Origin of the sequence: Variovorax sp. SG517, from assembly GCF_013376045.1 — a bacterium.
GTDB lineage: Bacteria > Pseudomonadota > Gammaproteobacteria > Burkholderiales > Burkholderiaceae_C > Variovorax.
The window spans coordinates 1-18067 of the sequence record NZ_JABMJG010000003.1 but is presented as its reverse complement, the minus strand read 5'-3'; the positions used below and the strand labels follow the sequence as shown (position 1 = coordinate 18067).

General features: G+C 68.9%; 20 protein-coding genes. 11 read left to right on the top strand and 9 right to left on the bottom strand.

The genetic code is table 11. From position 1 onward, the window contains the following. Positions 1-15: 15 nt before the first annotated feature. From FHT32_RS09545 to FHT32_RS09535, 3 genes are read right to left on the bottom strand one after another with little or no spacing between them, the layout of a single operon-like run. Positions 16-792: a S9 family peptidase gene (locus tag FHT32_RS09545; RefSeq protein ID WP_176664404.1), complete on the bottom strand. Its 777-nt coding sequence runs from the start codon at positions 790-792 to the stop codon at positions 16-18. Beyond that, a complete protein-coding gene (locus tag FHT32_RS09540) occupies positions 776-1996 on the bottom strand; it encodes a DUF3182 family protein (protein WP_371132160.1) in 1221 nt (406 codons plus the stop codon). Before FHT32_RS09540 ends, FHT32_RS09545 begins: the two co-directional genes overlap by 17 nt. Positions 1997-2003: 7 nt before the next feature. Continuing rightward, positions 2004-2291, bottom strand: coding sequence for a hypothetical protein (locus tag FHT32_RS09535; protein WP_176664402.1), 288 nt, complete (start codon positions 2289-2291; stop codon positions 2004-2006). Between the two features lie 129 nt (positions 2292-2420). Here FHT32_RS09535 and FHT32_RS09530 point away from each other — a divergent pair, with 129 nt between their 5' ends. The 4 genes from FHT32_RS09530 (at position 2421) to FHT32_RS09515 (ending at position 4528) form a co-directional block, all read left to right on the top strand. Further along, positions 2421-3008: a GNAT family N-acetyltransferase gene (locus tag FHT32_RS09530; RefSeq protein ID WP_176664401.1), complete on the top strand. Its 588-nt coding sequence runs from the start codon at positions 2421-2423 to the stop codon at positions 3006-3008. A 57-nt stretch (positions 3009-3065) separates the two neighbouring features. Further along, positions 3066-3344 (top strand): DUF2277 domain-containing protein, encoded by a 279-nt coding sequence (locus tag FHT32_RS09525; RefSeq protein WP_176664400.1) that lies wholly within the window; start codon positions 3066-3068, stop codon positions 3342-3344. Between the two features lie 105 nt (positions 3345-3449). Beyond that, positions 3450-3851, top strand: coding sequence for a GFA family protein (locus tag FHT32_RS09520; RefSeq protein WP_176664399.1), 402 nt, complete (start codon positions 3450-3452; stop codon positions 3849-3851). Positions 3852-3901: 50 nt separating this feature from the next. After that, the gene (locus FHT32_RS09515) at positions 3902-4528 is read left to right on the top strand and encodes a LysE family translocator (protein ID WP_176664398.1); all 627 of its coding nucleotides are present in this window, start codon (positions 3902-3904) and stop codon (positions 4526-4528) included. Between the two features lie 80 nt (positions 4529-4608). On the opposite strand, the gene FHT32_RS09510 is transcribed toward FHT32_RS09515, so the two are convergent. Continuing rightward, complete coding sequence (locus FHT32_RS09510; RefSeq protein WP_176664397.1) at positions 4609-4821, bottom strand: hypothetical protein; 213 nt, start codon at positions 4819-4821, stop codon at positions 4609-4611. A gap of 282 nt (positions 4822-5103) precedes the next feature. Between FHT32_RS09510 and pbpC the strand changes: the two genes are divergently transcribed. After that, positions 5104-7371, top strand: a complete 2268-nt coding sequence (pbpC, locus tag FHT32_RS09505) for a penicillin-binding protein 1C (RefSeq protein WP_176664396.1) — start codon at positions 5104-5106, stop codon at positions 7369-7371. A 15-nt stretch (positions 7372-7386) separates the two neighbouring features. On the opposite strand, the gene FHT32_RS09500 is transcribed toward pbpC, so the two are convergent. Beyond that, positions 7387-8280, bottom strand: a complete 894-nt coding sequence (locus tag FHT32_RS09500; protein WP_176664395.1) for a LysR family transcriptional regulator — start codon at positions 8278-8280, stop codon at positions 7387-7389. 346 nt (positions 8281-8626) lie between these two features. Between FHT32_RS09500 and FHT32_RS09495 the strand changes: the two genes are divergently transcribed. Then, the gene (locus FHT32_RS09495) at positions 8627-9304 is read left to right on the top strand and encodes a FadR/GntR family transcriptional regulator (RefSeq protein ID WP_176664394.1); all 678 of its coding nucleotides are present in this window, start codon (positions 8627-8629) and stop codon (positions 9302-9304) included. Further along, positions 9304-10596, top strand: coding sequence for an MFS transporter (locus FHT32_RS09490; RefSeq protein ID WP_176664393.1), 1293 nt, complete (start codon positions 9304-9306; stop codon positions 10594-10596). The genes FHT32_RS09495 and FHT32_RS09490 overlap by 1 nt, the downstream gene beginning before the upstream one ends. Positions 10597-10612: 16 nt before the next feature. Here FHT32_RS09490 and FHT32_RS09485 read toward each other — a convergent pair whose 3' ends face one another. Beyond that, positions 10613-11380 carry a hypothetical protein gene (locus FHT32_RS09485; RefSeq protein WP_176664392.1) on the bottom strand — a complete coding sequence of 256 codons (768 nt, stop codon included), beginning with the start codon at positions 11378-11380 and terminating at the stop codon, positions 10613-10615. Positions 11381-11436: 56 nt separating this feature from the next. Here FHT32_RS09485 and FHT32_RS09480 point away from each other — a divergent pair, with 56 nt between their 5' ends. After that, a complete protein-coding gene (locus FHT32_RS09480) occupies positions 11437-12075 on the top strand; it encodes an ATP-binding cassette domain-containing protein (RefSeq protein ID WP_176664391.1) in 639 nt (212 codons plus the stop codon). Positions 12076-12084: 9 nt separating this feature from the next. On the opposite strand, the gene FHT32_RS09475 is transcribed toward FHT32_RS09480, so the two are convergent. Then, positions 12085-12948, bottom strand: coding sequence for an oxidoreductase (locus FHT32_RS09475; protein WP_176664390.1), 864 nt, complete (start codon positions 12946-12948; stop codon positions 12085-12087). 117 nt (positions 12949-13065) lie between these two features. On the opposite strand from FHT32_RS09475, the gene FHT32_RS09470 reads away from it, so the two are divergent. The 3 genes from FHT32_RS09470 (at position 13066) to FHT32_RS09460 (ending at position 16785) form a co-directional block, all read left to right on the top strand. Then, complete coding sequence (locus tag FHT32_RS09470) at positions 13066-13995, top strand: LysR family transcriptional regulator (RefSeq protein WP_176664389.1); 930 nt, start codon at positions 13066-13068, stop codon at positions 13993-13995. 148 nt (positions 13996-14143) lie between these two features. Further along, entirely contained in the window at positions 14144-16375 is a 2232-nt protein-coding gene (locus tag FHT32_RS09465; RefSeq protein WP_176664388.1) for an NADP-dependent isocitrate dehydrogenase, read from the top strand. Between the two features lie 23 nt (positions 16376-16398). Continuing rightward, positions 16399-16785 carry a DUF1161 domain-containing protein gene (locus FHT32_RS09460; protein ID WP_256098949.1) on the top strand — a complete coding sequence of 129 codons (387 nt, stop codon included), beginning with the start codon at positions 16399-16401 and terminating at the stop codon, positions 16783-16785. Positions 16786-16861: 76 nt separating this feature from the next. On the opposite strand, the gene FHT32_RS09455 is transcribed toward FHT32_RS09460, so the two are convergent. Next, complete coding sequence (locus tag FHT32_RS09455) at positions 16862-17740, bottom strand: alpha/beta fold hydrolase (protein ID WP_176664387.1); 879 nt, start codon at positions 17738-17740, stop codon at positions 16862-16864. Positions 17741-18005: 265 nt separating this feature from the next. Continuing rightward, positions 18006-18067: IS3 family transposase (locus FHT32_RS35395; RefSeq protein ID WP_371132171.1), on the bottom strand; the 62-nt coding region annotated here is incomplete at its 5' end.

Genomic DNA, 18067 nt, shown 5'->3' with positions numbered 1-18067 from the left:
CCGCGGCGTCGTCTCTCAGGCGATGGTGCTGGCCAGCGGCTTGGTGAGGGTGGCCGTGGCCTTGGCGCCCAGCGTCATCTCGGTGACCCACGACACCAGCAGCGAGCCGTAGGCCTGGCGCCACTCCTGTTTCGACAGCGCGTGGTCCGCGCCGGAAAGCACCCGGTAGGTCACCGACTTCACGCGCTTGAAGGCGCCCAGGTAGTTCTCGACCACCGGGTGCGGCACGATCTGGTCGTGCTCCGATTCCACGATGAGCACGTCGCCGGCGAAGTCCGCGCAGGCGGCCAGCGCGCGGTTGTCCTTGGGGCCGACCAGCGAGCGGCGGTAGGCGACGAGGTCGGAGCGGCTGAGCTGCCCCTTGGGCGTGTCCCACTCGCCGTCGCGGTAGAGCGCCGGCGCGCGCAGCGCCAGCCAGCGCACCGGCCGCATGGCGGTGACCAACGCGGCCAGGTAGCCGCCGTAGCTGCTGCCGACGATGGCGACCGCCTCCGGATCGACCGCCGGGTGGCCGACCAGCGCGTCGTAGGCCGCCAGCACGTCGCGCAGATTGTCCTCCCGGGTCACTTCCATGCGCTGCGCGGCGTGGCGCGCGTGGCCGCGCAGGTCGAAGGTCAGGCACACGCAGCCCAGCGCCGCGAGCTCGTGCGCACGCTTGGCGTACTGCTCCCGGCTGCCGTCCCAGCCGTGGACCAGCAGCACGCCGGGCACCGTCGTCGAGGCCGCGAACAGCGTGCCCTCGATGTGCTGGCCGTCCACCGGAATGTCGATGGTGCTATGGCGCGTCGGCATGGCGGTCTTCGGGAAGGATGGTGTACTTCACCAACGGCCCGACCCGGCTGTCGGTCCCCTGGTAGGCCACGATGGCATCGGCGGGCACCAGCACGGAGGGGCCGTACACCTCGAAGCACGAGGCGCGCACCTCGCCGCGCGCCGGGTCGCGGTGGAACACTTCGAGCCCCGCGATCTCGGCGCCGGTGGCGCCGCCCACGCGCCACGACTGCTCCAGCACGCCCGAGCGCCACTCGCCCCGGCCATCGACGCCCTGCGCGACGTCGTAGTTCACGCGCGAGGCGAAGAAGCCGGGGTAGCAGTCGATCACGGCGCGGTGGTAGCGCCGCGCCTGTTCGATCGCGCGGCGCAGCGAGGGCGACGCGACGCCGGCGATCAGCACGTCGAAATCGCCGCGCACCATCATCAGGTCGGAGCCGCCGTACACCTCCTGGCCGGCGTTGTCGCCGGTGGTGCGCTGCACGCCGCAGTAGCTGACGACCATGCCCGCCACGAGCACCTGCCCGACGCTCCAGGTGACCGGGTCTTCGAGGTTCGCTTCCAGGACCAGGCCGGTGCGTGCGATCTCGGCCGGGTCCATGGCGCCGATGCTGGCTTCGAGCGCGCCGGCGCTCTCCGCCACGATCTGCCCGCGCCCGCCGGTCGCGGTCACCGGCTTGAGGCGCACGGCGCCCGCTTCGAGCATCGCGTGCCCCGCCCTCGCCGCCTCGTCGGCGGAGAAGCACGAGTAGCCCGGCAACACCGCCTCGCCCACCTCCGATGCAAAACGGGTCGACCAGCCCTTCGGCCTGGCGGCGCTGCCGTCGTCGATCAGCGGATGGGAGATGACCTTGGTGGCGACGAAGGCGTGCGGCACCACGCCGCCGAACAGGTCGTCCACGCCGGCGATGCCCATGGCCCGCGCACGGACGGGGTCGGAAAGGGTGTCGCTGGGCACGAAGTAGTGCCGCGAGGCCGGGGACGCCGAAGAGCCGCCGGCTTGCCGGGCGCCGCCGTATTCGTCGTATTCGCCGGCGAAGGCGCAGTCCATCAGCGCCGCGAGCCGCTGTCCGTAGTTGGCGCGGGTGGCGTGCTCGTGCTCGCTGCAGTAGCCGCGCGGGTCCACGTCCCAGGTGAGGACGCTGCATGGCCCCGGGGCAAGGCCGGCCTCTTCCGGGGCATCCACGGGGCCGGCCCCTTCCTGGTCTCGGGGGAGCGCTTGCACGGCGGCTTCAGCCCTTGGAGCCGGCGTTCCTGCCAGCCTTCTTCTTTTCCGCGTCCTCCTTCTCATCGGAAGAAGGAAGCTTCACCTTCGTCACGGTCACGGAAACCGGGTCGCTGGCCGGAAAGGACTCCTCCACGCCGCTGTCCAGGGCCTCCTCGCTGGAGGGCTGCGGCGTGGGTTTGGCGATCTCGGCCTTTCCCTTCTCGGGGTCGCCGGACGTGGGAAAGGGGAACTTGCCCGGCGATTCCGGCGATTGCTCTGATTTCTGTTCTGGCTGCTGCTGCTTCGAAGTCATGGATGGGCCTCCTGGCTTGTTCACGGCCCCATGTTCAGCCGGCACGCGCCGCCGACGGTGGGAAGGAAGTGCCGATGCGTGTGGGAACAGTCCGGCGCGCGGGGCCGTCCATCGGCTATCGTGCGGCCCATGTCGATCGCACAACCATCGCTGACCGGTCCCCGTCTCCTGCTGCGCCCGCTCCTCGCATCCGACGCGCCGGCGCTCGTGGAGGCCGCCTCCGACGGCGAGCTCTGGAAGCTGCCCTTCACCGTCGTGCCTTCGGCCGAAACGGTCGGCGCCTACATCGGCAACGCTCTCGCGGGGCGCGACGCCGGCACGGTGATGCCCTTCGCCACCGTGGTGCGCGAGACGGGCAAGGTCATCGGCTCCACGCGCTTCTGGAAGATCGACCGCGTCAACCGCAAGCTGGAGATCGGCAGCACCTGGATCTCGGCCTCGTGGCAGAAGACCTTCGTCAACACAGAGGCCAAGCTGCTGATGCTGCGCTACGCATTCGAGGAGCTGCAGTGCGTGCGCGTGCAGCTCACCACCGACGAGATCAATGCCAAATCGCGGGCCGCCATATTGCGGCTGGGTGCGAAGCAGGAAGGCATCGTGCGGAACGAGCGCATCATGCCGGACGGCCGCAAGCGCAACTCGGTGCGCTTCAGCATCATCGACGACGAGTGGCCGCAAGTGCGGCAGCAACTGGAGGCGCGGCTTTTTCGCTCGTGAACGATTTCGGAACGACCGGGGAACGACCAGCGACCGACCACGCAACGGAGAGATTCCATGTGCCGCAGCATCAAGACCCTCTACAACTTCGAGCCGCCCGCCACCGAGCAGGAAATCCGCGCCGCCGCGCTGCAGTTCGTGCGCAAGCTCAGCGGCTTCAGCGTGCCCTCGAAGGCCAATGAGGAAGCCTTCGGCCGGGCGGTCGACGAGGTGGCGGCCACGGCGGCGCGGCTGATCGACTCGCTGGTCACCACGGCCGAGCCGCGCGACCGCGCCGTGGAGGCCGAGCGCGCCAAGGCCCGGGCCGCCATCCGCTTCGGCGGCGGCCCCGCCTGATCGGATGCGGCGGGAGAACCGAGCCCCGCCAATGACCTCTGCGCAGCGCCGCGGCATCGCCTTTGATATGGTGCCATCCAGCACCACCATGCGAATTCCGAGCGTATGAAAAAGACCTATACAGGAGGCTGCCACTGCGGCGCCGTGAGATTCGAGGCCGACATCGACCTGAGCCTTGGCACGCTGCGCTGCAACTGCGCGATCTGCACCCGCACCCGCTTCTGGCCCGCCATCGTCGCGACCGACGCCTTCCGGCTGATCGAAGGGGAATCCGAACTCAGCGAGCAAATGCTCGACACCCGCAACAGCCACTACATCGTCTGCAGGCATTGCAGCGTGCGCTCCTTCGGCGTGGGCCACTCGCCCCAGACCGGCGAGAACGCCTACGGCGTGAACGTGACCTGCCTGGACGACGTGGACCTCGACGACCTCGCCCGCTCGCCGATCAGCTACGTGGACGGACACCGCGGCACCTGGCACGTCGCGCGCACGGCCATCGGCATCTGACGACGAAAGAACCGCTTTCCGCAACAACCACCATCTGGAGACAAAAGCACATGCCCATCGAACTCTGGCTCGCCTTCGTCGCGGCCTCCGCCGTCATGCTGATCATTCCGGGGCCGACCATCCTCACGGTGATCAGCTATTCGATGTCGCACGGGCGCCGCGCCAACCTGCCGCTGGTGGCCGCCGTGGCGCTGGGCGACTCCACCGCGCTGGTGGTGTCGCTGCTGGGGCTGGGCGCGCTGCTCGCCACCTCCGCCTTCTGGTTCACGGTGGTGAAGTGGGTGGGCGGGCTGTACCTGCTGTACCTCGGCGTGAAGCTGCTGCGCGCGGGCATCTCGTCGTCCGAGATCGCTGCGCCGGCCGCGCCCGCCTCGCGGCTGCGCCTGTTCGCCAACACGTACCTGGTGACCGCGCTGAATCCCAAGGGCATCGTGTTCTTCGTGGCCTTCCTGCCGCAGTTCATCAGCCCGGCGGCCGACGTGACGCGCCAGCTCTGGGTGCTGGCCGTCACCTTCGTGGTGCTGGCAGCGACCAACGCCACGCTCTACGCGGTGTTCGCGGGATCGGCGCGCAGGCTGCTGTCTTCGCCGCGCGCCCAGCGGCGCTTCAACTTCGCGGGCGGATCGCTGCTGAGCGCGGCCGGCGTCTGGGCGCTGATGGCGCGCCGGCCGGGCTGAGCTCCGCCCCCCAAAACGAAAAAGGCCGCGAAGCATTGCGCTTCGCGGCCTTTTTCGTTGTTCCGCGAATCAGCTGCAGATCAGTTGCGGTAGGGGTTGTTGGGATTGCGGTCGTAGCGGTTCGGAACGCCGTCGCCGTCACGGTCACGGTCGTAGCGGTTGGGCACGCCGTCGCGGTCGCGGTCGCCGTAGCCATAGTGCGGGCGCGGCGGCGGCGGGCGGTCGTAGGGTGCGACCACGCAGCCGGCCAGGATGGCCGATGCGGCCAACAGGATCGCCAATGTCTTCGTCATGCGAGTTCTCCTTGGAATGTTTGTGAAACCGGGGTTCGCCTCCTGCGAGCCGGTATTGCATTGAAGGCCACGCCGGTACGCGCCGGGTTTCCGCATTGAAGCCCTCGCGTGAAGTTCGTTACCGGATGTGGTCCCGGGCTTGAACTCTGGCCCTCTGCGGCGCCGGCACGAGGCGGCCGGCGGCGCATTGCGCGGTAGGCGGGGTTCCCGTGGTGCATCGCCGAGAGAGAATGCCGGCACCCACGCTTTTGCTTCTGGATACCGGTGTTCCCTTCTTCTCCGATGCAGTCCGCGCCCTTCGCCCTCGCCTTGTCCCGCAAGACCCTAGCAGCCCTGCTGATCGTCGCGGCATGGTCGCTTCCGGCCCGGGCCGTGGTGAGCTTCGAGGAAGTGAAGCGCGACTTCCGCTCCTCCGACACCGCCGTGCTCGACCGCAACGGCGAGCTGCTGCAGCGCGTGCGCACCGACCCCACGGTGCGGCGCGGCCAGTGGACCGCGCTGGCCGACGTGTCGCCCGCGCTGCGCACGGCCATGGTGCTGAGCGAGGACAAGCGCTTCTACGAGCACAGCGGCATCGACTGGCGCGCCGTCTCCGCCGCCGCCTGGGGCAACCTCTGGAACACGCGCACGCGCGGCGCCTCGACCATCACCATGCAGCTGTCGGGCCTGCTCGACGAGGAGCTGCGCCGCAGCTCGGGCGGTCGCAGCTTCACGCAGAAGATCGGGCAGACGGTGGCGGCCGCTCAGCTGGAGCGCAACTGGCGCAAGGACCAGATCCTGGAGGCGTACCTCAACACCGTGCCGTTCCGCGGCGAGATCGTCGGCATCGACGCGCTCTCGCGCACGCTCTTCGGCAAGGCGCCCAGCGGCCTCGACGCGCGCGAGGCCAGCGTGGCGGCGGCGCTGGTGCGCGCGCCCAACGCCAAGCCGGCCGTGGTGGCGCAGCGCGCCTGCGAAGTGCTGCGCACGATGGAACCGCAGCAGAAGACCGATTGCGAGGCGCTCGACATGTTCACCAGCGCGGCGGTGCAGCGGCGCGCCTTCGAGCCCAACGAAGGGATCGCGCCGCATGCCGCGCGGCGCGTGCTGCGCGAGCTGAGGGATGCGAACGCGGGGGCGGCGCCCGTTGCCGCCGCCACGACGACTTCCTCGAAAGGCAAGGAGAAGGAGCCCGGCGTGCGCACCACCCTGCGCGCATCGCTGCAGCGCTTTTCGCTCGACACCCTGCAGCGCCACCTGCGCGAGCTACGCGACCGCCACGTGGAAGACGGCGCCCTCGTCGTGCTCGACAACGCGACGGGCGAGGTGCTCGCCTGGGTCGGCTCCTCCGGTCCGCTGAGCCAGGCCGCCGAGGTCGACGGCGTCACCGCGCTGCGCCAGCCCGGCTCCACGCTCAAGCCCCTGCTCTACGCCCAGGCGATCGCCGAGAAGCGCATCACGGCGGCCTCGCTGATCGAGGACTCGTCGGCGCAGATCAGCACCGCCAGCGGCCTCTACATTCCGCAGAACTACGACCGCCGCTTCAAGGGCCCGGTGTCGGCGCGCACCGCGCTGGCGGCCTCGCTCAACGTGCCCGCCGTGCGCACGCTGGTGATGGTGTCGCCCGAGGCCTTCGCGCGCGAGCTGCGCGCCGCCGGCCTGCCGCTGCGCGAGAGCGGCGACTACTACGGCTACAGCCTCGCGCTCGGCAGCGCCGAGGTGTCGCTGCTGTCGCTCACCAACGCCTACCGCATGCTGGCCAACGGCGGCCGCTACGCGACGACGACGCTGATGCCGAGGCCCGCGGAGAAACCGAAGAGCGCGCCGGCCGCGCCCGCGCCGCTGCTCGACCCGCGCGCCGCCTTCATCGTCGGCGACATCCTTTCCGACCCCAACGCCCGCACGCGCACCTTCGGGCTCGACAGCATTCTTTCCACCCGCTTCTGGACCGCCGTGAAGACCGGCACCAGCAAGGACATGCGCGACAACTGGGCCGTGGGCTGGTCGCAGCGCTACACGGTGGGCGTGTGGGTGGGCAACGCCAGCGGCGAATCGATGTGGGACGTGAGCGGCACCAGCGGCGCCGCGCCGGTGTGGGCCGAGGTGATGCGCTTCCTGCACGCGCGCGAACCGAGCCGCGCGCCCGCGCCGCCGCCGGGTGTTGTCGAGGCGCGCGTGAGCTTCGGACCCGGCGCGGACGGCAACCCGCTGGAAGCGGCGCGCAGCGAATGGTTCCTGCAGGGCACGGAGCAGCCGCTCTTCGCGCTGGACACCGGCATGGCGACCGATGCCTCCGGCTCCGCGCGCATCACCGCGCCGGCCGACGGCACCATCATCGCGCTCGACCCCGACATCCCGCCGCAGCGCCAGCGCGTGCGCTTCGACTCCGAAGGCCGCGGCGTGCAGTGGCGCATCGACGGCAAGCCGCTGGCGCGCGGCAACAGCGTGCAATGGTTTCCCTGGCCGGGACGGCACGTGATCGAGTTGGTGGACGCGAGCGGCAAGGTGGTCGACCAGCGCAGGCTGGAAGTGCGCGGCGCGGGCGTGGTGGCGAAGAACACCCGGCGCTGAGGCCGCCTGCGGGTTTCAGGCCGACCTGAAGACGTCCAGGAAGTAGTCGACGAAGATCTTGATCTTCGGCGTGTTGCGGCGCGCGGGCAGGTAGCTCAGGTCGATGTCGTGCGGCTTCAGCGCCAGCGAGGGCAGCACCGGCACCAGCGTCGCGCCGTCGATCTGGGGCCGCGCCAGCGACACCGGTAGCAGCGCGATGCCCCGGGCCGACAGCGCCAGCCGCAGGACCATTTCAGGGTCGTCCGAGCGGAACACGCTTTCCACGCGCATCCGGTGCGTCTTCTCGACGGTCGCGAGGCTGATCTCGCGCTTGCGCCCATCGGCCTCGGTGGTCAGGAAGCGATGCGCCGCCAGGTCGGGCAGGTTTTGCACCGGGGCGTGCCGCGCAAGGTACGCCGGCGCGGCGCACAGCATGAGCGGCTCCTGCTTCAGGTGGCGCACCACAAGCTCGTCGCCATCCTCGCGCCCGCAGCGGATGGCCACGTCGGCCCCGCCGTGGAGCAGGTCGGCGCGGTCCCTGCCGGTCTCGACCGTCACCTCCAGCCGGGGGTAGGCGGTCATGAAGGCCGGGAGGTGGTTCATCAGCAGTTCCCTGCCGTAGTAGTGCGGCACGGCGATGCGCAGCCGCCCCGTGACGGCGCCGCCTTCCGACGACAGGTCGAGCATGACGTCGTCGAGGATGGTCAGCGCATGCTGGGCCGCCGCGAGGAACTCGCGGCCTTCCTCGGTCAGCGCGAAGCGGGTGGCGCCGCGATGCAGCAGCAGGTGCCCGACGGTGGCCTCGAGTCTCTGGAGCTGGCGCGACGCGGACGCCTTCGGCACGTTCAGCAATTCGGCGGCCGGGGTGAGCCCGCCAAGCTGCGCGGCCTTGGTGAAGAGCCGCACGTCCGACAAAGAAAAGTCCTTCATTTCGCTTCGACGGGGTCCGTTTTTCTTGCTCTCCCTGAACGCTCCGTCCAGCGGTCGGGGAAGGGAGTGCCGAACCAGGGAGCAGGGCGACTTGCGGATTCACAAGCTACCTTTAGTTTCATTCTCTGACAGTCCGCTCCCGACGAATCACACTTTCGGCAACAGATGGCCAAGGCCGGGAAAAATTCACTTAATGCGGACAAATCCGCGAAATCGCCTTGCGCAATCCTCGAACAGGGTTGCGGTTTTTGCGAAGGCATCATGCGAATCAATCGCCGCGTGCCTGGCCCGGTCTCTGTTTGGTAGCAGAATTCATCCAATCATTGAACGTCCAGACTTCACCCTGATGCTTGCCCAAGCCCCCCGCACTTCCCTCGCAGACACCGCCGCCGACAGCATCCGCGGCGAAATCTCCGCCGGCCGCTGGGCCGTCGGCTCGCGCATTCCGATCGAGCCGCAGCTCGCGCAGCTGCTGGGCGTGAGCCGGGGAACGGTGCGCGAGGCGGTCAAGACGCTGGTGTCGCGCGGCCTGCTCGAGGTGCGCCAAGGCTCGGGCACCTATGTGCGCTCCGGCTTCGATCCTTCGTCCAGCCTGCAGAAGATGCGCCTGGCCAGCCTGCGCGACCAGTTCGAGGTGCGCCAGGCGCTCGAGGTGGAAGCCGCCCGGCTCGCGGCGGTGCGCCACACGGCACGCGACCTGCGCCGCCTGCACACCCTGCTCGACAGGCGCGGCGTGCCCGACGAGGCCGACAACGGCGCGGCCTTCATCGAGCGCGACCTGGCGTTCCATCTGGCCATCGTCGACGTGTCGGGCAATCTCGCGCTGGCCGAGACCTGCCGCTTCATCACCGGCTACATCAAGGAAACCATCGCCAGCTCGCTGGGCACCGCCCTGCCCGAGCCCGACGAGGCCGCGCATCGCGCCGTCATCGAAGGCATCGCCAGCCGCGACCCCGACGTGGCCGCCGCCGCGGTGCGCACCTTCATGGCGCCGATGATCAACGCGCTGGCGCTGGGCTCGTGATGAGCACGGCCACCGCCGCCACGGCGCGTCATTCCGGCGACGAACTGCTGATCGACGCCGAAGCCGACACCCTGCCCGCGCCGCGCCCCACGCCCGCGCCCACCCTCGCGCGCCGCATCCTGCTGGGCGCCAGCGTGGTGCTGATCGCCTTCAACCTGCGCCCGGTGTTCGCCAGCCTCTCGGTCGTGCTGCCGGAGATCATCAAGGCCACCGGACTCTCGGCCACCGCCGCCAGCCTGCTGACCACGCTGCCGATCGTCTGCCTGGGTGTGTTCGCGCCGCTCGCGCCGGGCCTGGGCCGGCGCTTCGGCACCGAGCGCACGCTGCTCGGATGCATGGTGCTGATCCTCATCGGCACGGTGCTGCGCGGCACCGGCAACATCCCGCTGCTGTTCTTGGCCTCGGCTATCGCGGGCAGCGGCATCGCGGTGTCGAACGTGCTGCTGTCGGGCCTGGTGAAGCGCGACTTCGCCTCGCAGGCGGCGCTGATGATGGGCCTCTACACCATGGCCGTGTGCGGCGGCGCGGCCAGCGCGGCCGGGCTCACGGTACCCATCGAGCATGCGCTGGGCGGCGGCTGGACCATGGCGCTCGCGATGTGGGCGCTGCCGGCCGCGCTGGTCACGCTGATCTGGGCACCGCAGGCGCTGCCGCTGAAGCCGGTGGCTAGCGAATCGGGCTTCACTGTGCGCGGGCTCTGGAGCGACCGGCTGGCCTGGCAGGTCACCTTCTTCATGGGCCTGCAGTCCGCCCTCGCCTACATCGTGATGGGCTGGCTCGCGCCGATCCTGCGCGAGCGCGGCCTGGGCAGCGAGACGGCCGGCTACGTGGTGTCTCTTTCGGTCATGACGCAGGTGGTGACCTGCCTCGTGGTGCCGGCGCTGGCGGTGAGGCTGCGCAACCAGCGCGGGCTCGCGGTCGTGCTGGCGCTGCTCACTGTGGGCGCGATGCTGGCGATGCTGTTCGCACCACTGGGAGGCGTGTTCGGCGTGTGGGCGTGGGCGGTGCTGCTGGGCATCGCGCAGGGCGGCACCTTCGCGCTGGCGCTCACGATGATCGTGCTGCGCTCGCCCGATTCGCACGTGGCCGCGCACCTCTCGGGCATGGCGCAGGGCGTGGGCTACATGGTGGCGGCCTTCGGGCCGCTGGTGGCCGGGCTGCTGCACGGCTGGACGGGGAGCTTCCGCGCCTCGTCGTGGCTCTTCATCGGCCTGGGCATCGCGCTCGTGATCGCGGGGCTCGGCGCGGGCCGCACGATGCACGTGGGCACGACGACCGTGCCGCGCCACTGAGGCGCGGGCTCGCTGCCTACTGCGGCCCGCCGCAGAAGCCCGCGCGCTCGGTGGTCTTCGCGGTGAACAGCACGCGCGTGGTGGTCGCCGCGCTGCGCGGCTCGTTCTGCGGCCACTCGGTCTGCACCCAGGTGTATTGCCAGTCGTAGGGCGCGCCGGGCTTGAATGTCTCGCCGTAGGCGATGCGCAGGCTGCCGAAGCTCTCGTCGTGGCAGTGCTTCGAGGTCTTGTATTCCTTCTCGCTGAAGCAGGCGCGGATCATCTTGGAGCACGAGAACGGGATGTCCTCCTGCACGGCCTTGCCGCCTTCGAGCGGCACGAAGTCGGCGGTGTCGAACGACGCGCCGCCGCCCGAATAGCCTTCCGACACCGTCTGCAGCACGGCCACGGCCCATTTGCCCTCGGCCACCGGGTAGAGCGCCGGCGCGAGCGAGAGGCGCGCCTCGGAGCGGCTGGCGTCGCTGTCTTTCTTCTGGGCCTGCGCGTAGTCGGAGAAATCGTGGAGGCGGTCGAGCTTCCAGCTCCTGGCATCGGCCCGGCTGATGCGCGCCATGGCCAGCGGCTCGGCCGAGAGCACCACGTAGTCGTTGGGCGCGGCGCCTCGCGGGCGATACAGGCCGAGCTGCTGCGCATTGCAGGGCTGCGGCAGCAGGCTGCAGAGATTCGCGCGCCACTGCGCATCGATCGACTCGGGCTTCTTCACCGCATCGAACACCTGCGCCGACGGCGCGGCGAACACGGGAACGGCGAACGACAGGACGAGCAGGAACGACTGTTTTCTCATGGAGCCGGATGGTAGCCACCGGCGGTGGCGGGCGGTTGATAAAGTCGCACGCGACCATGAATCCCTCTTCTCCCGCCCTCCTCCGGATCGACGCGCTGAGCTTCGCCTACCCCGACCAACCCGCGCTGGTGTCCGGCTGGAACGCATCCATCGGCCCGGGCGTCACGCTGCTCTACGGCGACACCGGCACGGGCAAGTCGGCATTGCTGCAGGTGATTGCCGGCACGCTGCCCGCCTCTTCGGGCCGGCTGACGGTGGCGGGCGCGAGCCTCGACGCCACGCCGGAGGCCTATCGCCGCCAGGTGTTCTTCGTCGACCCGACGACCGACCGCTTCGACCAGCTCACGGCCCGCGAATGCACCGCCTCGCTCGCCGAGGGCGACGCGGGCTTCGACCAGGCGAAGTGGCAGGCCATCGCCGACGGCTTCTCGCTGGCGCCGCACCTGGACAAGAAGATGTTCATGCTCTCGACCGGCTCGAAGCGCAAGGTGTGGATGGCGGCCGGGCTCGCATCGGGCCGGCCGCTGGTCCTGCTGGACGAACCCACGGCCGGCCTCGACATGCCCTCGACGCGCTGCCTCTGGAGCACGCTTTCCGGCTTCGACGGGCGGCAGGGCCGCGCCGTCCTCGTGGCCAGCGCGGCGCGCATCGACACCGTGCCACTCGCGGCCACCATCGAACTGCCCCTCGCCTGAAGCCCGCCTTCAGGCCGCGTCAAAGTTCGTGCTGCGGCTCACGGACTCCCAGGCCTCCATGTCCTTGAGCATCGCCTGCGCATGGGCGCGCACGGCATCGACCGAATCGTCGCCGAGCTGCAGGCGAAGCGGCGTGTGCTCGGCGTCCAGCGCCTTCTCGATGGCCACTGCGGCCTTGCGCGGATCGCCGACCTGCGTGTTGTGCATGCTGTGCGCGAACTCGCGGGTGGCGCCCACCACCGGCTGGTAGGCCTCGATCACCGGCATGTGGCGCATGCCGCTGCCCGCGAGCTGGGTGCGGAACTGGCCCGGCTCGACGATCAGCACCTTGACGCCGAAGGGTGCCACCTCCTGCGCCAGCGCCTCCGAGGCGCCTTCCAGCGCGAACTTGGAGGCCGAATAGGCGCTGAAGCCAGAGAACGACAGCTGCCCGCCCAGGCTGGAAATATTGACGATGGCGCCCGACTTCTGCGCGCGCAGCACCGGCAGCGCGGCGCGGGTGACGGCCATGGCGCCGAAGAAGTTGGTGTTCATCAGCGCGCGCAGCTCGGCGTCGAGCGTCTCCTCGAGCGCGCCGACCACGCCGTAGCCCGCGTTGTTGACCAGCACGTCGATGCGGCCGAAGCGCTCGACCGCGGCCTGCACGGCGGCTTCGGCCGCGCCGGCCACGTCCACGTCGAGCGGCGTGGCCAGCACGCGGTCGGGCGCCAGCGCCACGAGGTCGGCCAGGCGGCTCGCGTCACGGGCGGTGGCGACCACGTTGTGGCCCCGGGCCAGCGCATGTTCGGCGAAGGCATGGCCGAAGCCGGAGGCGGCGCCGGTGATGAACCAGGTCTTGCGGATTTGCGAAACGGTGTTGGCGGCGGTGGTCATGAGGCTTGCTCCTTGAGGGTTGATGGGTTGCCGTGAAGGCATGGCGTGACTGTTCCACCAACGCCACTCATCGACTAGATGGCTCAAATCGAATGCACTGTGCGATACCATGCATGAATGGACCGCTCCCTGCTCCCGCATCTCGCCATCGTGCTGGCGGTGCACCGGCGCGGCGGTTTCGCGGCCGCCGCGGCCGAACTGGGCATGAGCGCCTCGGCCGTGAGCCATGCGGTGCGCGCCGTCGAGGACCACCTGGGCCAGCCGCTCTTCGCGCGCACCACCCGCAGCGTGCGGCTCACCGAGGCCGGCGCCGGCTTCATCGGCCTGCTCGCGCCGGCCATGGGCGAGATCGCCGACGCGGTCGACCGTTTCGGCGAGTCGTCGGGCCGCGTGGGCGGCGTGCTGCGCATCAACGCGCCGCATGTGGCACTGCCGCTCGTCATCACGCCGCTGGTGGCCGAAATGGCGCGCCGCCACCCCGGAGTGACGATGGAGATCACCTGCGAAGACGGGCTGGCCGACATCGTGGAAAGTGGGCACGACGCGGGTGTACGGCTGGGCCACACCGTGGCGCAGGACATGGTGGCCGTGCGGCTCACCCCGCCCTTCCACGCCATCATGGTTGCGACACCGCGCTATCTGGAAACGGCCGGCGAGCCGCACAGCATCGAGGCGCTGCAGCAGCACAACTGCATCGGCTTCCGTTTCGTGACCTCGGGCGGCGTCTACGCCTGGGACCTGCGGGACCAGGGCGGCGCCCATGTGTCCGTCGAGGTGCCGGGCACGGTGCGCGTCACCGACGCCCTCTACGCCCGCGACCTGGCGCTGGCCGACGTGGGCATCGCCTACATCTTCGAGCCGCTGGTGCGCGCCGAGCTGCGCAAGGGCCGCCTGCGCCAGGTGCTGCCGCGCTCGGCATTCGAGGAGCCGGGGCTGTTCCTGTACTTTCCGCGCCGCGCGGCCCAGGCGCCCAAGCTGCGCGCCTTCGTCGACCTGGCCCGGGAAATGCTCGAAAAAGAGGCATCCGGTCGGCCGGAACCCCGTTAAGACGCGCTTCGCGCCGGGGGCTTGGCAACCCGCATGGCGAAACACGGTCCCGGCGGGCGACAATCGGGGATTCCGGAAAAAAGCGGGCTACCTCCCGACCGCCGGAAGTTCCAGCCACCCCGACAACCAGGATCTACGGAAGAAGCGCATGAGCTCGAAGCAACCCACCATCGTCTACACCCTCACCGACGAGGCGCCCCTGCTGGCGACCTACGCCTTCCTGCCCATCATCCGCGCCTTCACGAATCCGGCCGGCATCAACGTCGAGACCAGCGACATCTCCGTGGCGGCCCGCATCCTGGGCGAATTCCCCGAGCTGCTGAGCGACGAGCAGAAGGTGCCCGACAACCTCGCCGAACTGGGCAAGCTCACGCTCAAGCCTGAAGCCAACATCATCAAGCTGCCGAACATCAGCGCCTCGGTCTCCCAACTCAAGTCGGCGATCAAGGAACTGCAGGGCAAGGGCTACAAGATCCCCGACTACCCCGAGAACCCGACCACGGACGAAGAGAAGGACATCCGCGCGCGCTACAACAAGTGCACCGGCAGCGCCGTGAACCCCGTGCTGCGCGAAGGCAACTCCGACCGCCGCGCGCCCAAGGCCGTGAAGGAATACGCGCGCAAGAACCCGCACAGCATGGCCGAGTGGAGCCAGGCCTCGCGCTCGCACGTCTCGCACATGCACGGCGGCGACTTCTATCACGGCGAGAAGTCGATGACGCTCGACCGCGCGCGCAACGTCAAGATGGAGCTCATCACCAAGAGCGGCAAGACGATCGTGCTCAAGCCCAAGGTCGCCCTGCTCGACCGCGAGATCATCGACTCCATGTTCATGAGCAAGAAGGCGCTGCTGGCCTTCTATGAAAAGGAGATCGAGGACGCGCACAAGACCGGCGTGATGTTCTCGCTGCACGTGAAGGCCACCATGATGAAGGTCTCGCACCCCATCGTGTTCGGCCACTGCGTGAAGATCTTCTACAAGGAAGCCTTCGAGAAGCACGGCAAGCTGTTCGACGAGCTGGGCATCAACGTCAACAATGGCATGGTCGATCTCTACAACAAGATCGCCACGCTGCCGCAGAGCACGCAGGACGAGATCAAGCGCGACCTGCACGCCTGCCACGAGCACCGCCCCGAACTGGCGATGGTCGACTCGGCCAAGGGCATCACCAACTTCCACTCGCCCAACGACATCATCGTGGACGCCTCCATGCCCGCGATGATCCGCAACGGCGGCAAGATGTGGGGCGCCGACGGCCGCCTGAAGGACGTGAAGGCCGTGATGCCCGAATCGACCTTCGCCCGCATCTACCAGGAGATCATCAACTTCTGCAAGTGGCACGGCGCCTTCGACCCCAGGACCATGGGCACCGTGCCCAACGTGGGCCTGATGGCGCAGAAGGCCGAGGAATACGGCTCGCACGACAAGACCTTCGAGATCGCCGAGGACGGCGTCGCCAACATCACCGACCTGGACACCGGCGAAGTGCTGATGAGCCAGGAAGTGGAGCAAGGCGACATCTGGCGCATGTGCCAGGTCAAGGACGCCGCGATCCGCGACTGGGTGAAGCTGGCCGTCAACCGCGCGCGCAACTCCGGCATGCCGGTGGTGTTCTGGCTCGACGCCTACCGTCCGCACGAGGCGCAGCTGATCACCAAGGTCAAGATGTACCTGCACGAGCACAACACCACGGGCCTGGACATCCAGATCATGAGCCAGGTGCGCGCCATGCGCTACACGCTGGAGCGCGTGGTCCGCGGCCTGGACACCATCAGCGCCACCGGCAACATCCTGCGCGACTACCTGACCGACCTGTTCCCCATCATGGAACTGGGCACCTCGGCCAAGATGCTGTCGATCGTTCCGCTGATGGCCGGCGGCGGCATGTACGAGACCGGCGCGGGCGGCTCCGCTCCCAAGCACGTGCAGCAACTGGTGGAAGAGAACCACCTGCGCTGGGATTCGCTGGGCGAATTCCTCGCGCTGGCCGTGAGCCTGGAAGACCTGGGCCTGAAGACGAACAACAAGAAGGCGGCCATCCTCGCCAAGACGCTGGACACCGCCACCGGCAAGCTGCTCGACAACAACAAGAACCCCTCGCCCAAGACCGGCCAGCTCGACAACCGCGGCAGCCAGTTCTACCTGGCGATGTACTGGGCGCAGGAACTGGCCGCGCAGACCGAAGACAAGGAACTGCAGGCCGCCTTCACGAAGCTGGCCGAGACGCTCACCGCCAACGAGCAGAAGATCGTCGACGAACTCGCCGCCGTGCAGGGCAAGCCGGTGGACATCGGCGGCTACTACCTGGCCGACCCGGTCAAGTTCTCGGCCATCATGCGCCCGAGCGCCACGCTGAACGCGGCGCTGGCTTCGGCGTAAGAAGGCCGATCGAGATCGTGCGGATGGCAGTCGTCATGAAGCCCTTCAGGCTCGCGTTGCTTCCCGCCGTGCTGGCCCTGGCCGGCGCGGCGGGCACAGCCCATGCGGCCGAAGACTGCGAGGCCCTGCGCACCCGCATCGAACAGAAGATCGCCGCGAGCGGCGTGGCGCGCTTCACCGTCACCGTCATCGATGCGAACGCATCGGCGAACGGCCAGGTGGTGGGCAGCTGCGAGCTCGGCACCAGAAAGGTCGTCTATCTGAAGGACGCGGGGGCCGCACCGGCTCCTGCTCCTGCATCCACCCCTGCATCTGCCCCGACGCCGAAGCCGGCCCAGGGCACGAACGAACCCATGATCACCGAGTGCAAGGACGGCACAGTGACCATGGGCAACTGCAGAAAGCAGTAGCGGCAACCCGGCGGCGCCTGCCGCCGCCCAGCCCTGCCCCATCCATTGATTGTTGCGGCCGGAGTCTTCCGGCTCGTCAGCCCTTCGCCACCACCCGCGCGATCCACGCGAGCAGCACCGCCTCGACCTCGTCGCGGTTGGTCTCGTTCAGCGCCTCGTGGCGAGCGCCGCCGAACACGTGGCACGACACGTCGCGCAGCCCCGCCTCGCGGTAGCGCTCCACCAGCGGGTAGAACCATTCGGCCTTGTTGCTCACCGGGTCTTCGCCGCCGATGAAAAGGTACAGGGGCAGCTCGGGGCGGATGGTCTTGCGCATCGCCTCGGGCGTGAGGTCGCCCAGCTTCGCGAACATCGAGCCCAGCCCCTCCGGGGAGACCGTGAAGCCGCACAGCGGATCGGCGATGTACGCATCGACCTGCGCCGGATCGCGGCTGAGCCAGTCGAAGGGCGTGCGCACGTCGGGCAGCGCGGCGTTCATGTCTTCCAGTTTGAAGCCCGACTGCAGCGCGGTTCCCAGCAGGTCGAGCGCCGAAGTGCCGGACAGCGCAGCACCCGCGAGCAGCGAGCCGTGCTCGACGAGGTAGTACTGCAGCGCGAACGAACCCATGCTGTGGCCCAGCAGGATCAGCGGCAGCCCGGGGTGCACGCCGCGCACATGGCGGCTCAGCAGCGCCATGTCGTCCACCAGCCCGGCGAACGCGCGCGGCCCGAACTCGCCCAGCTCGCCGCGCGCCTGCGCACCCTTGCCATGGCCGCGATGTTCGTTCGCATAGACCACGTACCCAGCGCGCACCAGCGATTCGGCCAGATGCCGATAGCGCAGCGAATGCTCGCCCATGCCGTGCGCGAGCTGCACGATGGCGCGCGGCACCGTCGCCGTGCCCAGCCACCGATGGACCTCCACCGTGACGCCGTCGTTGGCGGTGAGCTCGAAGTGGGTCTCGGTGGTCGGCATGCAGTGCTCCATACAGTGATCGATGGAGCCGATCCTAGGTGCTGACGCGCGGCGATTCGATCAGGGGTTTCCTGCTTTTGTCGCGCGGTGGACAGCACAACGTTGTGTTCATCCTTACCGCTCGCACAAGGAGTTCTAGGCTCCTATCGCGTGGATATACTGCCGCGTCGCGCCGATTTGGCGCGATCGGGTTTGGAAGCCCGCTTCACCTCTGCGACGAGAGCCGCAGCCATGAACTGACCCCAAGAAGTTGGACAGTTAGAAGCTAATGGCACAAGGCCTGAGTTCGGTACTGTACTGGGCTCAGGCCTTTGAGTTTGAGCTTGA

Excerpts from the sequence above, each read along its gene's own strand:
- FHT32_RS09525 (WP_176664400.1), top strand. The coding sequence starts at position 3,066 with ATGTGCCGCAGCATCAAGACCCTCTACAACTTCGAGCCGCCCGCCACC.
- FHT32_RS09520 (WP_176664399.1), top strand. The coding sequence starts at position 3,450 with ATGAAAAAGACCTATACAGGAGGCTGCCACTGCGGCGCCGTGAGATTC.
- FHT32_RS09510 (WP_176664397.1), bottom strand. The coding sequence starts at position 4,821 with ATGACGAAGACATTGGCGATCCTGTTGGCCGCATCGGCCATCCTGGCC.
- FHT32_RS09480 (WP_176664391.1), top strand. The coding sequence starts at position 11,437 with ATGAATCCCTCTTCTCCCGCCCTCCTCCGGATCGACGCGCTGAGCTTC.
- FHT32_RS09535 (WP_176664402.1), bottom strand. The coding sequence starts at position 2,291 with ATGACTTCGAAGCAGCAGCAGCCAGAACAGAAATCAGAGCAATCGCCG.
- FHT32_RS09500 (WP_176664395.1), bottom strand. The coding sequence starts at position 8,280 with ATGAAGGACTTTTCTTTGTCGGACGTGCGGCTCTTCACCAAGGCCGCG.
- FHT32_RS09465 (WP_176664388.1), top strand. The coding sequence starts at position 14,144 with ATGAGCTCGAAGCAACCCACCATCGTCTACACCCTCACCGACGAGGCG.
- FHT32_RS09530 (WP_176664401.1), top strand. The coding sequence starts at position 2,421 with ATGTCGATCGCACAACCATCGCTGACCGGTCCCCGTCTCCTGCTGCGC.
- FHT32_RS09495 (WP_176664394.1), top strand. The coding sequence starts at position 8,627 with ATGCTTGCCCAAGCCCCCCGCACTTCCCTCGCAGACACCGCCGCCGAC.
- FHT32_RS09545 (WP_176664404.1), bottom strand. The coding sequence starts at position 792 with ATGCCGACGCGCCATAGCACCATCGACATTCCGGTGGACGGCCAGCAC.
- pbpC (WP_176664396.1), top strand. The coding sequence starts at position 5,104 with ATGCAGTCCGCGCCCTTCGCCCTCGCCTTGTCCCGCAAGACCCTAGCA.
- FHT32_RS09460 (WP_256098949.1), top strand. The coding sequence starts at position 16,399 with ATGGCAGTCGTCATGAAGCCCTTCAGGCTCGCGTTGCTTCCCGCCGTG.
- FHT32_RS09455 (WP_176664387.1), bottom strand. The coding sequence starts at position 17,740 with ATGCCGACCACCGAGACCCACTTCGAGCTCACCGCCAACGACGGCGTC.
- FHT32_RS09475 (WP_176664390.1), bottom strand. The coding sequence starts at position 12,948 with ATGACCACCGCCGCCAACACCGTTTCGCAAATCCGCAAGACCTGGTTC.
- FHT32_RS09490 (WP_176664393.1), top strand. The coding sequence starts at position 9,304 with ATGAGCACGGCCACCGCCGCCACGGCGCGTCATTCCGGCGACGAACTG.
- FHT32_RS09470 (WP_176664389.1), top strand. The coding sequence starts at position 13,066 with ATGGACCGCTCCCTGCTCCCGCATCTCGCCATCGTGCTGGCGGTGCAC.
- FHT32_RS09515 (WP_176664398.1), top strand. The coding sequence starts at position 3,902 with ATGCCCATCGAACTCTGGCTCGCCTTCGTCGCGGCCTCCGCCGTCATG.
- FHT32_RS09485 (WP_176664392.1), bottom strand. The coding sequence starts at position 11,380 with ATGAGAAAACAGTCGTTCCTGCTCGTCCTGTCGTTCGCCGTTCCCGTG.